Below are 14337 nucleotides of genomic sequence, written 5' to 3' on the forward strand. Positions count from 1 at the left end.
GGTGAAAGAGGCACGGATGGGCGCACAGATCCTGCCGGTGGCCTCCCCCCGCCGGGTGCGCGCGTACGCGCGGCGGCTGACGCTGCGGCACTCCCGCGCGCTGGCCGGCGCGCTGACCCTGCACGCCCTGGCCGCGGCGGCCGGGCTGATCGTGCCGCGTCTGCTGGGCGACCTGGTGGAGGACGTCGCCGACGGCCGCGCCGCCGCCGGCGGCGTCGTGGCGGCCATCGCGGCGTTCCTCCTCGCCCAGGGCGTCCTGCAGCGGCAGGCGTTCTACGCCTCGGCCCGGCTCGGCGAACGGGTGCTGGCCGAGCTGCGCGAGGAGTTCGTGGAGCGGGTGCTGGCGCTGCCGCTGTCGGTGGTGGAGCGCGCCGGCACCGGCGACCTGGTCAGCCGGACCTCCCGGGACGTGGGGAACCTGGCCGGCGTGGTCCGCTTCGCGGTCCCCGACGCGCTGATCTCCCTGGTGATCGTCGCGTTCACCGCCGGCGCGGTGGCGCTGGCGGGGCCGCTGCTGGTGCTGCCGGGGCTGGCCGTGATCCCGCTGTACTGGCTGTTCTCCCGCTGGTACCTGGCCCGGGCCCGGGACGGCTACCTGCGGGAGAGCGAGGCCTGGGCCGCCCTCACCGACGGGCTCGCCGAGACCGTCGCCGGCGCCCGCACCATCGAGGCGTTCGGCCTGCAGGAGCAGCGGCACCGGAGGACCGACGCCGACATCGCCGCCAGCTGGGCCCGGGAGCGCTACACCCTGCACCTGCGCACGGTGTTCGTCCCCGGCGTCACCGTGTGCCTGGGGCTGCAGGTGAGCGCGACCCTGCTGGTCGGCGGGATCGGTCACATCCACGGCTGGGCGTCGCTGGGGCAGGTCACCGCCGCCGTGCTGTACGTGCAGCAGCTCGCCGGGCCGCTGGAGCGGCTGTTGAGCCGGCTGGACGAGCTGCAGATCGGCGGCGCCTCGCTGGCCCGGCTGTTGGGCGTCGACGAGGTGCCCCCCGATCGCGCACCCTCGGCGGGCGTCGTCTCCACGGGCTTCACACGGCCCGTGCTGGAGGCCCGTGACGTCCGCTACGCCTACCGCGCCGGCCGGGACGTCCTGCACGGCGTCGACCTGACGCTGCGGCCGGGGGAGCGGCTGGCGATCGTCGGGCCCAGCGGCGCCGGCAAGTCCACCCTCGGCAGGCTGCTGGCCGGCGTCCACAACCCCCGCACCGGCACGGTCACGGTGCGCGAGGACGGCGCCGCCGACCATCGGGTGTCGCTGACCGATCTGCCGCTGGACGAGCTGCGCGGACAGGTCGCCCTCCTCACCCAGGAGCAGCACGTCTTCCGCGGCACGCTGCGCGACAACCTGATCATGGCCCGGCCCGACGCCACCGACGAGCAGGCCCGCGCCGCGCTGGAGGCCGTCCGCTGGGACGGCCCGGACCTGGACGCCGTCGTCGGGTCCGGCGGCGCGCCGCTGTCCCCCGCGCAGGCCCAGCAGCTGGCCCTGGCCCGGCTGGTGCTGGCCGACCCGCACACCCTGGTGCTGGACGAGGCGACCTCGCTGCTGGACCCGCGGGCCGCCCGCAGGCTGGAACGCTCCCTGGCGGCCGTGCTGCACGGCCGCACCGTGGTCGCCATCGCGCACCGCCTGCACACGGCGCACGACGCCGACCGCGTCGCGGTGGTCGAAGACGGCCGCATCACCGAGTTCGGCTCCCACCACGAGCTCCTGCGGGCCGGCGGCTCCTACGCCGCCCTGTGGCGGTCGTGGCACGGCGCGGACGATGAGGCGTCGCCCGGGCGGACCGGCCCGGGCGTCAGCCCAGATGGGTCTTGAGGAAGTCCACCTGGAGCAGCAGCAGGTTCTCCGCCACGACCTCCTGGGGGGTCATGTGGGTGACCCCCGACAGCGGCAGCACCGTGTGCGGGCGGCCCGCCGCCAGCAGCGCCGAGGACAGCCGGAGGGTGTGGGCGGCCACCACGTTGTCGTCGGCGAGGCCGTGGATGAGCATCAGCGGGCGCTCCAGCCGGGGCGCGTCCTCGATGAGGGAGTTGCGCACGTAGTTGTCCGGCTCCTCGTCGGGATGCCCCAGGTAGCGCTCGGTGTAGTGGGTGTCGTACAGCCGCCAGTCGGTCACCGGGGCGCCCGCCACGGCCGCATGGAACACATCCGGGCGGCGCAGCACCGCCAGCGCCGCCAACCAGCCGCCGAACGACCAGCCGCGGATCCCCACCCGGCCGGTGTCCAGGGCGTCGGGGAAGCGACGGGCGGCCTCCTCCAGCGCGGTGATCTGATCCTCCAGCACCGGGCCGGCGAAGTCGCCGCGGATCGCCCGTTCCCAGCGCACACCGCGCGCCGGGGTGCCCCGCCCGTCGGCGATGACGACCGCGAAGCCCTGATCGGCCAGCCACTGGGCCTCGGTGTAGGCGCGCCGCACCGCCAGCACCCGCTGGGCGTGCGGGCCGCCGTAGGGGTCCATGAGCACCGGCAGCCGCCCGTCGCCGGGCTTCCAGCCGGTGGGCAGCAGCACCGCGGTGCGGATCCGGCGCTCCCCGGCCTGCAGCAGGTGCACCGTCGGGGTGATCGCCGGGGTCTCCGCCCGCGAGGCGATCTCGTGCACGCCGCCCGGCGCGGTCACCTGCACCTGGACGCCGTGCCTGTCGAGCCGGGAGGCGGTCAGCACGGTCACCTTCCCCGACCGGGCGCCGCCGAACACCCCCTGCCCCTCGCTGAGGCGGGTCAGCTCGCCCGGCGCGTACGACCACACGTGGACCTCGGTCGGCTCCTCGGAGGCGGTGAACAGCACCGAGTCGCCCTCCACCTCCAGCACCGAGCGCACCTGCAGGCCGGGCGGGGTGACCGGCTCGCCGCCCACGGTCAGCCGCCGGGTGTCGGTCTCGGCGTCCTCGACCGTCCACACCAGCGCCCCGTCGTCGGTGCGGGCGGGCACGCCGGGGACGATCTCCAGCCAGACCGGGTCGTGCGACACGTGCAGCACCGAGGTGTCGCCGCTGGCCGGGTCCACCGCCAGCACCCGCATGACCCGCTGGTCCCGCGACTGCACCACGACCATCGGGCCGTGCCGGTCCCACACGGCGGTGACCAGGTAGGGGAACTCCGACTGGTCCCACACCACCGGCCTGCGCTCGCCCTCCAGCGGGATCAGGTACAGCGCCACGTAGGCGTTGGGGGTGCCCGCCGCCGGGTAGGCGACCTCGGTCGCCGGCCGGTCGGGGTTGGCGGGGTCGGCGATGTGCCAGCGCGTCACCGGGGTCTCGTCCACCCGCGCCGCCAGCAGCGCCGTGCCGTCCGGCGACCACCAGTGGCCGCGCATCCGGCCCATCTCCTCGGCCGCGATGAACTCCGCGAGCCCGTAGGAGACCTGGTCGCTCTCCGGCTGCACCAGGGCCCGGTCGTCGCCGCCGTCGACATCGACGACCCGCAGCGTCCGCCCCGACACGTACGCCACTCTCCGGCCGGTCGGGTCGGGGCGCGGGTCGAACACCGGGGTCGCGGCGGGCAGCGCCCGCACCGTCCCCTCCCGCAGGTCGGCCGTGAACAGCCGGCCGCCCAGCGCGAACGCCGCGGTCCGCAGCCGCCGGTCGGCGGCGAACCCGACGATCCCGCCGGCCTGCTCGCGGGCCCGTTCGCGGCGGGCGCGCTCCTCCGGGGGCAGGTCCTCCTCGCCCGGGACGGACAGCTCGGCCGGGTCGGCGATCAGCCGTTCGGTCCCGGTCGGCAGGTCCAGCGCCCACAGGCAGGTGACCGGATCGGTGCCCGACCTGGTGCGCAGGAACGCCACGAGGGAGCCGTCGGGCGCGATCTGGAACCCGCGCGGGACACCGAGGGTGAACCGGCGGGTGCGGGCACTCTGCCGTGGGAAGCTGATGGTCATGGTCTGAGTCTGCCAGTCCCCCCGGGCGGGCCGGGAACGGGCATGAGGGACGCCGGACGCGGGACGGGACGGCGGATGAGGCGAAGGACACCCCCGTGACCGTGATCCCTCCGCGCAAGAGAGCGTCACGGCGCCCGCCCCTCCGGTAGTTTCGAGGTTCTGCCCCTAGGTCCTCGCGTACAGGAGTGGTCGATGCCGGAGCTGCAGCCGGGTGATCCACGGCGGCTGGGTACCTACGAGATCGTCGAACGTCTCGGCGAAGGCGGTCAGGGTGTCGTCTATCTGGGTCGGGACGCCGACGGCACCAAGGTCGCCATCAAGTTGCTGCGGGCGGATCTGACCGAGAACGAGAGCGCCCGCAACCGGTTCGTGCGCGAGGTCCAGGCGGCCAAGAAGGTCGCCCGGTTCTGCACCGCGCAGGTGCTGGAGGCGGACGTGGCCGGCGACCGGCCGTACATCGTCAGCGAGTTCGTGCCGGGCAAGTCGCTGCAGAAGCTGGTCACCGAGGAGGGGCCGCGCACCGGGGCCGCCCTGGACCGGCTGGCGATCGGCACCATGACCGCGCTGGTGGCCATCCACCAGGCCGGGATCGTGCACCGCGACTTCAAGCCGCACAACGTGCTCATGGCGCCGGACGGCCCCCGGGTGATCGACTTCGGCATCGCGCGCGCCCTGGAGTCGGGCTCGGCGGCCAGCACCAAGGCCATCGGCACCCCCGCCTACATGGCGCCCGAGCAGGTGATGGGCTCGGCGCTGACCGAGGCGGTGGACGTGTTCTCCTGGGGCTCGACGATGGTGTTCGCCGCGACCGGGCGTCCCCCGTTCGGGCAGGACTCGATCCCCGCGGTGATCAACCGGCTGCTCAACGAGGAGCCGGACCTGACCGGGGTCCCCGACGACCTGGTCGAGCTGATCCGCGAATGCCTGAACAAGGATCCGAAGGCGCGGCCCACCGCGCAGGCGCTGATGATGCGGCTGATCGGCGGGGGAGGCCCGGCGGCGGGCGCGCCCTCCGCCCCGGCGGCCGACGCGACCCGCGTCGACGGGCCGGGGGCGGACGAGGCCACCCGGGTCATCGGCCCCGGGAGGGGCCCGGACAGGACCGCGGTGATGGGCGCGATCCCCGAAGGCGGCGAGCTGCCCACCGAGGTGCTGGCCGAGGGGCAGCAGCGGGCCCGGCAGACCGGGCCCGCCCCGGCGCGCCGGCCTGCGGGGCGCGCCGGGGCGGGCGAGGGCACGCTGCCCGGCGTCCCCGGCCACCCGCAGCGGCCGGGCCGGAGCCGCATCGACGACGGGGAGGGCGGGTCCAAGGGCCCGCTCCTGGCCACGGTGGCGGCGGTCGCCGGCGTGCTGCTGCTGATCGGCGGCCTGGTGTACCTGGTGGGCGACCGGGATCCCCAAGACCCGGTCGCCCCGACGCAGAGCGTCACCCCCACCGTCGAGCAGCAGGAGCCGCAGCGCCCGTCGCGGCGGCAGGAGGAGACGCAGGAGCCCGCCTTCGAGGAGCCGGAACCCAAGCCCAAGCCCACCGGAGGGCCGCCCGCCCCGCCCGATGACGGTCCGGCCGACACCGGCCCGCCGTCCCCGCCGGCGTCCAGCCCGCCGCCCGGCGACTCCGACGGCGGCGACACCGGCGGCGGCGACACCGGCGGCGGAGGCGATCCCGGCACCGGCGGCGACACCGGCGGCGGCCCCGAAGGGCCCGGTCGACGCGGCGCTCCCGCGCCCTGAGTAGGGTCGGCGTATGAGCGAGACGGAGCGGCGGATTCTGTTCGTCCACGCCCACCCGGACGACGAGTCGATCAGCACCGGCGCCACCATGGCCAAGTACGCCGCGGAGGGCGCCCACGTCTGCCTGGTCACCTGCACGCTCGGCGAGGAGGGCGAGATCATCCCCGACGAGCTGCGCCACCTGGCCTCCGACAAGGAGGATCGGCTGGGCGAGTTCCGGATCGGGGAGCTGGCGGAGGCGTGCTCCGCGCTCGGGGTGACCGACCACCGCTTCCTCGGCGGCCCCGGCCGGTGGCGCGACTCGGGCATGATGGGCGCCCCCTCCAACGACCATCCCCGCTGTTTCTGGCGGGCCGACGTGGACGAGGCGGCCGCCGAACTGGTCCCGGTCATCCGGGAGGTGCGGCCGCAGGTGATCGTCACCTACGACGAGCGCGGCGGCTACGGGCACCCCGACCACATCCAGGCCCACCGGGTGACGCTGCGGGCCCGCGAGCTGGCCGCCGACCCCGCGCACGGGGAGGGCGAGCCGTGGCGGGCGGCCAAGCTCTACGCCGCCGCCACGCCTCGCACGGTGCTGGCCCGGTCGATCGCGCTGATGCGCGAGTCCCGGCACCCCTTCAAGCGGGTCACCAGCATCGACCAGCTCGGCTACGGCGTGCCCGACGACCAGGTGACCACGGTGGTGGACGCCCGCGCCCACCTGCCGGCCAAGCTGGCGGCGCTGCGCGCCCACCGCACCCAGATCACCGTGGCGGCCGAGGACGTCGGCCCGTTCTTCGCGCTGTCCAACGGCCTCGGCCAGCAGGCGTTCGGCGCCGAGTACTACACGCTGCTGGACGGGCCGAGCGGGCCGCGGGCGGCCGACGGGCGGGAGAGCGGCCTGTTCTCCGGGCTGCCCGAGTCGCGCTGAGGGGCGAGATACCCTCGATGGCCGTGGACGAGAAGCCAAGCGGCGGCGTGTCGCTGACCAAGGACGATGAGTCGTCCCCGGCGGCGCCTCCCTCCGCGTGGGAGACGGCGTACATCGCCGCCGTCACCTACCTGATGCTGGTGATGCTGGGCCTGCTGCTCGGCGTCCTCGGCTCCCTCCACCACGGCTGGTCCGTCGGGAAGGTGCCGGTCGCGGCGATCGCACTGATCGCGGTGAACTTCGCGGTCTGCCGGCTGGCGGGCTGGGGGATGGGCGGCAAGCTGGGCGCCGCGGCGCCGTGGACGGCCTGGACGGCTGTGGTGATCCTGGCCTCCGCGGACCGCGCCGAGGGCGACCTGCTCATCGCCGGCGACCTGGCCGGCTATGTGTTCCTGATCGGAGGGATGGTCAGCGGCGGACTGGCGGTCGCGGCCACCCGCTCCGCCGAGCCCGCCGGCTCGTGGCTGATGCGGCCGGGGCTGCGCGGTCGGGGCTGACCTCCGCCGCCGGCGAGGCGTCTGGGTAGTGTTGTTGCATCGTGAACGACAACGCCCTCCCCGTCCCGGTGGATCCCGCCGAGTTCCGCCGGGTGGTCGGCCGGTTCGCCACCGGCGTGACCATCGTCTCGACCGTCGTCGACGGCGTCGACCACGCCATGACGGTCAACGCCTTCACCTCGGTGTCGCTTGAGCCGCTGCTGGTGCTGTTCTGCGCCGAGAAGATCGCACGCTTCCACGACGCCGTGCTGCGTTCGGGGCAGTGGGCGGTGTCGGTGCTGCCGGAGAACGCCCAGGAGCTGTCCACCTGGTTCGCCACCCGCGGCCGGCCGCTGGGCGACGGACGGCTGAGCGAGCCCCCGTTCAAACGCGGCCCGATGACCGGGGCGCCGATCCTCACCGAGGCGGTCGCCACGCTGGAATGCCGCACCCACGCCGTGCATGAGGGCGGCGACCACAGCATCATCGTCGGCGAGGTGCTGGCGGTGGACACGCCCGACCTCGACGCCCGGCCCCTGCTGTTCTACGAGGGCCGGTACCGGACCGTGGAGTGAGACGCCGCGGGCCGGGCGGCCGCGCCGGAGCGGGGACCGCCCGGCCCGCCGGGGGACGGCGCGGGGACGCGCTCAGTCGCGCAGCGCGATCTCCAGCCGGTCCAGCGCCCAGTCCAGCTCGTCCTGCTCGATCACCAGCGGAGGGGCCAGCCGCAGCGTCGTCTCGTGGGTCTCCTTGGCCAGCACGCCCAGCTCCATCAACCGCTCGCTGACCGGGCGGGCCTTGCCGTTGAGCTCCACCCCCGCCCACAGCCCGCGCCCGCGCACCTCGCGAACCTTCTCGCCGAGGAGCGCGCCGAGCCGCTCGTGCATGTGCGCGCCCAGCACCCGGGAGCGCTCCTGGTACTCCCCGGTCTTCAGCATCGCGATCACCTCGCGGGCCACCGCGCAGGCCAGCGGGTTGCCGCCGAACGTGGAGCCGTGCTGGCCGGGCCGGAACACCCCCAGCACATCGGAGTCGGCGACCACCGCCGACACCGGCAGGATGCCCCCGCCGAGCGCCTTGCCCAGCAGGTACACGTCCGGGACGACGTTCTCGTGCTCGACCGCGAACGTGGCGCCGGTGCGGCCCAGCCCGGACTGGATCTCATCGGCGATCATCAGCGCCCCGTTCGCGCTGCACAGCTCACGCACCGCGGTGAGGAACCCGCTGGGCGGCACGTTCACGCCCGCCTCGCCCTGGATCGGCTCGATCAGCACCCCGACCGTGGTCTCGTCCATCGCCGCCTTGAGGGCGTCGACGTCCCCGTAGGGGACGACGCGGAAGCCGGGGGTGTAGGGGCCGTAGGAGTTGCGGGCGTCCGGGTCGGTGGAGAAGCTGACGATCGTGGTGGTGCGACCGTGGAAGTTGCCCTCGAAGGCGATGACGGTGGCCTCGTCGGCGGGCACCCCCTTGACCTCGTACCCCCACTTGCGGGCGGCCTTGAGCGCGGTCTCCACGGCCTCGGCGCCGCTGTTCATCGGCAGCACCATGTCCTTGCCGACCAGCTCCGCCAGCTCGGCGACGAACGGCCCGAACTGGTCGTGGTCGAACGCCCGGCTGACCAGCGTCACCCGTTCCAGCTGGCGCTGCGCGGCGGCGATCAGCCGGGGGTTGCGGTGCCCGAAGTTGACCGCCGAGTACGCGGCCAGCATGTCCAGGTAGCGCCTGCCCTCCACGTCGGTCACCCAGACGCCCTCGGCCTCCGCGATCACGACCGGCAGCGGATGGTAGTTGTGGGCGCTGTGCCGTTCCGCCAGCGCCCGCAGCTCCTGGGTACGCGTCACGTGTTCCTCCGGCGGTCTGCCGGCCGAATCACGGCCGGACGGTGGCGGCTCTGTGAGCACCGGGGATCGGCCCGGTGCCGCGGATCCGACGGCTGGTCATGGGCCCGGCTCAAGCGTATGTTCGGGCTCAGGTGCAGACCAATTGTCGAAACCGACTTCAGGGCTGGTGTTCGTTGCGTCTTGACGAGCTTGACCGCCGGATCGTTGCGCATCTGCTGGAGAATGCCCGCGCGTCGTTCGCCCAGATCGGTGACGCGATCGGGCTGTCGGCGCCCGCCGTCAAACGCCGGGTCGACCGGCTGCGGGAGGAGGGCGTCATCACCGGCTTCGCCGCGGTGGTCGACCCGGCCGCGCTGGGCTGGACCACCGAGGCGTTCATCGAGATCTTCTACGACGGCGCCCGGTCGCCGGAGGAGACCTACGAGAGCGTCTGCAAGCATCCCGAGGTCATCGCCGCCTACACCGTCACCGGCGAGGCCGACGCCCTCATCCATCTGCGCGCCCGGGACATCGCCCACCTGGAGGAGACCCTGGAGCGGCTCCGCCGCGAGCCCAACATCGCGCAGACCAAGACCTCCATCGTGCTGTCCCGCCTGATCGGCCGTCCCACCGACGGTCCCCACACCTGAGGGCCGCGGCACGCGGGCCTCGGGGTCCGCGGCCGGTGACACGAGACCGGCTCGGGGTGCCGGCGCCGCCCCCGCCGGGGGCGCCCGCGGCCTCGCCGTGGCCCGTCCGCGGCCCGTGACGTGGGGTCGACCCGGCGGAGGGCGTGGGATTACTCGGGAGTACGCTCTGCGGCATGGAATTCGCGACCGCCGACCTGATCGACGAGTTCGACGCCGAGCTGGCCAGCTGCCAGACGCAGTTCCGGCAGTACGGGGGACGGTTGACGTTCGCCGGGCCGATCTCGACCGTGCGCTGTCACCGGGACAACGCCCTGATCAAGCAGGTGCTCAACGGCCCCGGTGAGGGACGGGTGCTGGTCGTCGACGGCGGCGGCTCCCTGGCCTCGGCGCTGATGGGCGACATGATCGCCGCCGCCGCGGTGAAGAACGGCTGGGCCGGTGTGGTGATCAACGGGGCGGTCCGGGACGTCGCCGCCCTGCGGACGCTGGACCTGGGCATCAAGGCCCTGGGCTCCAACCCGCGCAAGAGCGCCAAGGCGGGCGCGGGCGAGGTCGACGTCCCGATCAAGTTCGGGGGCGCCGAGTTCGTTCCCGGCCACTGGCTCTACAGCGACGAGGACGGCATCGTGGTGGCCGCCCGCCGCCTGATCTGACCTTGTCTCTTGGGGCCCCTTCGGGCCCCTTCGGACCCCTTCGGACGCGTCCGCCGCATGCGCCGTCCGGCCCGCCCGGGCGGAACGGTCCCACACCTGACATGGAACGGCTGGTTGAGCCGGTGCCCTGAGTCTTCGGGTAGCCGCTGCCTACGTGGTGCCCGTGGACATGGTGGGACTGTTCCATCGAGCGGATCCAGGCGAGGTTCAGCTGTATTGCCTGACGGGACATGACCTCCAGTGGCAAAGCATCTGGGCATCGGCGGTTCCGTGGGAAGTCTTGCCTAGCCAGATGCGTGACCCGCTCCAGGCATAATCGTTGTCGGTGGCGCAGTAGTGCCGACCCGGCGGACTCGGCGGAATACTCGACGTTCTGCTTAGGGTACATACGTTGACCTGATGAGCTGCATCAGGAGTCGGTGCGATGTTCGACTTCACTCGAACTTTTGCAGCTGCCGAGTCAATAGTTCGTTGGCTCTTTGGGCAACGGGATCCCCTGAGTCATCCGGCTCTGCCCGTTCCCAGTAGAGGGAACAAAAGACGACGTTCCCTCGGGTGGCGTAATCGTACATGAAGTAGAAGACGTTGTACTTACTGGTTCGTGGCTCAATATGTTTTTCATAACCGCGGAAGCTGGTCCAGCCGGGAACGCTTGTAGTGACAACCTTCCAGGTGTCATCGTGGGGATTGTAGATGAAATTCTCGCCAGGCTTCTTTCGGGCTGGTATGCGTTGCTTGCTGGGGCATGATTCTGCTTTTTTCTTTAGTGTGCTGAATGCTTTGATGGCTTCTGCTGGGCTTGCATAGAGGGCAACTATTTGCGTGTAGAAGATCTCATCTCGAGGGCGCTTTGGTTGATTGAAGAACTGCCTCTTGAGGAGTTCTGGCTCGCCCTTGAAGCTGGCCCCAGAAAGTGAGCACATGGGGGCCTTGTTGTTTTTTATTGATTCAACCGCGACCCTGATCTCATGTTTGGCTGATCCGATCTCTTCTCCAGATAGCAGGCGTGATCTGATCTGCTGTATGGTGTAGGTCGGCGGCGTGCTCACACTAGGGCTTGACGTTTTTGATGGAATGGTTGAGGTGCCTTTCGAGGGTTCGTCGCTGCAGGAGGCCGCTACTGGAAGAAGCAGCGCACAGAGCATTGGGGCGGCTTTCCGCCTGAGGTGCTTTCCTGGGATCGAATGAGCCATCATGGCCTGCTGTTGGTTTGGATTTCGCTCACCACAAGTGGTTGTGGTGCTGAGGTCTGGCTGAGATCGTCAAGCCTGCCGCCTGTATTGGGGCCGCAACCCGCACCTTCGCATGACCAAGTGACCTGCCAGAGGATGGTTGCGGTGATCTGGTAAGCTCCCCCTGGGATTTTACTCGAAGAGCGTCGGTAGGTATGGCTGCACGCAGCGCTGTTAGGGCTGCCGGGACCGCTGCATCGGAGGGTTGTCTCGCCGACGTTCCACTCGACGGCGTAGGGTCTTGCGGTCGCTTGTATTGTCCGGTTTCCGGACGTAATCGGCCCCGCTTGAACAGGAATATAATTATCTACCCATAGGTTTGTTCGCAACCGTACGAAGGTCTTGCCGGATGGTGCTGTGTGTACGCGTGGAACCGGCACTTCTGCAGACGCGCGCAGTGCCTCGGCTATTTCCTGTGGTGTGGGGAGGGGGTCCGGGTCGGTTGGAGTGCCCCCTCCGCCGCCTCCTGGATCTGCGGAGTACTCCGGGAATTCATCGCCTGAACCGCTGTTTCCGGATCCAGGGGTTCCGCCGCCGCTCTTGCCATTACCGGTTATGGCGCATCCAAACTTATTTCCTCCTGCAACGGAACATGGGTCAGCGGAGGCCGGTTGCGTCGTAGCAGTCAGCACTGTGAGCGTTGTGGCCAAAGTCGCTACGGCGGACAGCTGGAAGCGAAGATGACTCTTTGTTGCGCGAGGGTGTTCTTGGTGTTCGGAAGACTGGGTGCTCAGCATGGCTCATCCAGTCTCATATCAGAGACCTTCCACGTTCCACTTTCATATTTTATTGCTGTTCGATAGCGATATCTGCCACCCTTTTTCTCGTCGATTCGTTTTCCTGTTTTGGCGGAGAAACGGTAGGCGGCGAGGGTGCGCATGCAGTCGACCACGTAGACGGTCCGGCCGTCTTTGGAGCGGGCGTAGACCTGGGGATTGGAGATGTTGACGAAACGCCAGATCTCGCCTTTGGCGCGGGTCCGTTCGATGTCCTTGGTGACGGTGGTGAGGAGGGGATCGGTGGCGACCGGGGGAAGAAGGGACGGGTCGTTGGTCTCGTAGGCCTTTTTATAAGCCTGCTGATAGGCCGCGTAGCTGCGCAGGACCTGGGCGTCGACCTGTTCGGTGGGCAGGGCTTCGGGAGCGACGGGGGCGGCGGCGGACGCGGCGGGATCGGCGGGGGTGCCGGAGGGGCGGAAAGCGCCGCCGCTGGGGGTCGAGGCACAGGCGGTGATCAGTCCGGCCAGGGCGAGGGGGCCGAGCGGCCGAACGGTCCGGGCGAACATGCCAAACCCCTGATCGGAAGCGGCTTGCTGAGGGTGCGGGGGTACGGAGCGAAGCTTACAGAGACGCATGTGGCGGGAAAAGAGGTTCGTTGCGTCCCGGTCGGCTCACAGGTGATCGGTGAGGAGAGTGTTCCTTCGGAGACGGTGGGATTTGTCATGGTCGGGGGCCGTTCCGCCGGACCGGTAAGGACCCGCCGCGGCCGATCCGAAAACCCTGAACGGGGAGCGGCTCATCTGATCCGGCCGCCCCGGGACCGGTGCGAAGTCGGATGCGTTCCCGCTCCGCATCCGGGCGGTCGATGATCGGTCCCGGGAGGCGCGTCGGGATCCTCGTCAGCGGCGGCCTATCTCGCTCACCAGATCCACGGCCAGAAGCAGGTCCATGTGGATGAACGTCTCCAGCTTGGCGCCGGGGGCCACGTCGGGGTCGTCGGCCAGGCGCTCCAGGACCGCCAGGGCGGCCGGGGTGTCGAGGTCGTCGTCGAGGGCGGCTTCGGCCTCCTCGACGGAAGGGCGGTGGAGGGGCTTGCCGGGAGAGCCGGCCCACCGGGCCATGAGGGCCCGCCAGCGCTCGAGCTGGGGATGGGCCGCCTTCAGCTCGTCGGCGATGTTCACCGGCTCGCGGTATCGGGTGCGCAGGAGCGCCAGGCGCAGCGTCACCGGGTCCGCATCCGCCGGGATGCGCTCCAGCCCCGGGGTGAGGACCAGATGGGAGGCGGGCACCGGACGTTCGGCGACCACCACATGAGCGGTCGCCGGATCGCCTTCGCCGAAGTCGGGGATGTTGCAGTCGGCGGGCCGCCAGCCCTGGGGAGGCGGACCCGAGCGGGTGGTCAGCACGCGGTGGCGGCGCCTGGTCAGGACGCGGCGCAGCACGTCGCCCACCACGAAGGCGCGCAGGCCGTTCCCGTGGACGTGCAGGTGCAGCGGCCCGGACGGCGGCCGCCGGAGCCGCTCGCTCGCCGCGTCGTACAGCAGTGTTCCGGGCATGGCGGTCCGATCAGGTGTCGGGGGCCGCCGCGGACTCGGCCTGAGGATCTCCCGCCGGCGGAACGGGAGGCAGCGGTCCCGTCTCGGTGATGCGGGGCAGCGCCCCCGTGTCCGTGATGCGTGGCAGCGATCCCGTGTCCGTGACGCGGGGGAACGACCCCGTCTCCGTGACGCGGGGCAGTGGCCCCGTCTCGGTGATGCGCGGCAGCGGCCCTGTCTCGGTGACGCGGGGGAACGACCCTGTGTCCGTGACGCGGGGCAGCGGTCCCGTCTCGGTGGCCCGCGCGTGAGGCGTCCGGCCGTCGGGCGGCACCACCCGCAGCGGGCCGGTCGCGTCCGGGGGAAGGGGGCCGTGCGCGTGCTGCGGCGGGACGGCGGCCCGAGGCGGAGGGGCGTTCTGCGGGGCGGTCGGGGCGTGGCCCGCCGCGGCGGGATTGGCGGCCTGCGCCGGCGGGATGCCGGCCTCGGGCATGGGCGGATGCGTCGGCTGGGGCACGGTCGCACCGGGCGGGGCCTGCTGGGGAGCGGTGACCCCGGCCGTGTGGGGGGCGGTCCCGGGGGCGGGCGGCGTCTGCTGGGGGACGCCGTGCGGGGCGGCGGGCCCGCCCTGAGGCGGTGCGCCCGCGGCTCCGGCGCCGTGCTGTGCGTGGTGCGCGTGCTGCTGGGCGTGCTGCGGCCCGGCCGTGTGCGGTCCGCCGGCCGGCGC

Annotated in this window: 12 protein-coding genes and 1 pseudogene; 8 read left to right on the forward strand and 5 right to left on the reverse strand. The window is 71.8% G+C overall.

Features of this window, described 5'->3' with window-relative positions; all coding sequences use genetic code 11:
• Nucleotides 1-16: 16 nt before the first annotated feature.
• Complete coding sequence (locus EIO00_RS20110) at nucleotides 17-1822, forward strand: ABC transporter ATP-binding protein (RefSeq protein WP_140181292.1); 1806 nt, start codon at nucleotides 17-19, stop codon at nucleotides 1820-1822.
• On the opposite strand, the gene EIO00_RS20115 is transcribed toward EIO00_RS20110, so the two are convergent.
• Nucleotides 1803-3881: a S9 family peptidase gene (locus EIO00_RS20115; protein ID WP_140181294.1), complete on the reverse strand. Its 2079-nt coding sequence runs from the start codon at nucleotides 3879-3881 to the stop codon at nucleotides 1803-1805. The two genes, EIO00_RS20110 and EIO00_RS20115, sit on opposite strands and share 20 nt — an antisense overlap.
• Nucleotides 3882-4073: 192 nt before the next feature.
• Between EIO00_RS20115 and EIO00_RS20120 the strand changes: the two genes are divergently transcribed.
• The 4 genes from EIO00_RS20120 to EIO00_RS20135 are packed head-to-tail and all read left to right on the forward strand — an operon-like array spanning nucleotide 4074 to nucleotide 7576.
• On the forward strand, nucleotides 4074-5612 hold the full coding sequence (locus tag EIO00_RS20120; protein ID WP_140181297.1) for a serine/threonine-protein kinase: 1539 nt from the start codon (nucleotides 4074-4076) through the stop codon (nucleotides 5610-5612).
• A 13-nt stretch (nucleotides 5613-5625) separates the two neighbouring features.
• A complete protein-coding gene (gene mshB / locus EIO00_RS20125; RefSeq protein ID WP_140181299.1) occupies nucleotides 5626-6525 on the forward strand; it encodes an N-acetyl-1-D-myo-inositol-2-amino-2-deoxy-alpha-D-glucopyranoside deacetylase in 900 nt (299 codons plus the stop codon).
• Nucleotides 6526-6548: 23 nt separating this feature from the next.
• Nucleotides 6549-7022 carry a DUF6113 family protein gene (locus tag EIO00_RS20130; protein ID WP_140181301.1) on the forward strand — a complete coding sequence of 158 codons (474 nt, stop codon included), beginning with the start codon at nucleotides 6549-6551 and terminating at the stop codon, nucleotides 7020-7022.
• Between the two features lie 41 nt (nucleotides 7023-7063).
• The gene (locus EIO00_RS20135) at nucleotides 7064-7576 is read left to right on the forward strand and encodes a flavin reductase family protein (protein WP_241661484.1); all 513 of its coding nucleotides are present in this window, start codon (nucleotides 7064-7066) and stop codon (nucleotides 7574-7576) included.
• Between the two features lie 72 nt (nucleotides 7577-7648).
• Here the strand turns inward: EIO00_RS20135 and rocD are convergent, their stop codons facing one another.
• A complete protein-coding gene (gene rocD / locus EIO00_RS20140) occupies nucleotides 7649-8842 on the reverse strand; it encodes an ornithine--oxo-acid transaminase (protein ID WP_140181303.1) in 1194 nt (397 codons plus the stop codon).
• 173 nt (nucleotides 8843-9015) lie between these two features.
• Between rocD and EIO00_RS20145 the strand changes: the two genes are divergently transcribed.
• Together EIO00_RS20145 and rraA are read left to right on the forward strand one after the other, a co-directional pair.
• Nucleotides 9016-9471: an Lrp/AsnC family transcriptional regulator gene (locus EIO00_RS20145; protein WP_140181305.1), complete on the forward strand. Its 456-nt coding sequence runs from the start codon at nucleotides 9016-9018 to the stop codon at nucleotides 9469-9471.
• 173 nt (nucleotides 9472-9644) lie between these two features.
• Nucleotides 9645-10124, forward strand: a complete 480-nt coding sequence (rraA, locus tag EIO00_RS20150) for a ribonuclease E activity regulator RraA (RefSeq protein WP_140181307.1) — start codon at nucleotides 9645-9647, stop codon at nucleotides 10122-10124.
• 434 nt (nucleotides 10125-10558) lie between these two features.
• Here the strand turns inward: rraA and EIO00_RS20155 are convergent, their stop codons facing one another.
• The 3 genes from EIO00_RS20155 to EIO00_RS20165 form a co-directional block, all read right to left on the reverse strand.
• Nucleotides 10559-11320, reverse strand: a complete 762-nt coding sequence (locus tag EIO00_RS20155) for a hypothetical protein (RefSeq protein WP_206664209.1) — start codon at nucleotides 11318-11320, stop codon at nucleotides 10559-10561.
• Nucleotides 11321-12086: 766 nt separating this feature from the next.
• A complete protein-coding gene (locus EIO00_RS20160; protein ID WP_140181311.1) occupies nucleotides 12087-12641 on the reverse strand; it encodes a hypothetical protein in 555 nt (184 codons plus the stop codon).
• Nucleotides 12642-12974: 333 nt separating this feature from the next.
• The gene (locus tag EIO00_RS20165) at nucleotides 12975-13631 is read right to left on the reverse strand and encodes a cysteine--tRNA ligase (protein ID WP_140181313.1); all 657 of its coding nucleotides are present in this window, start codon (nucleotides 13629-13631) and stop codon (nucleotides 12975-12977) included.
• 478 nt (nucleotides 13632-14109) lie between these two features.
• Here EIO00_RS20165 and EIO00_RS24880 point away from each other — a divergent pair.
• Nucleotides 14110-14337: pseudogene (locus tag EIO00_RS24880) on the forward strand (hypothetical protein); the annotation flags it as partial.

The organism is Thermomonospora catenispora (assembly GCF_006363815.1).
Lineage (GTDB): Bacteria > Actinomycetota > Actinomycetes > Streptosporangiales > Streptosporangiaceae > Thermomonospora > Thermomonospora catenispora.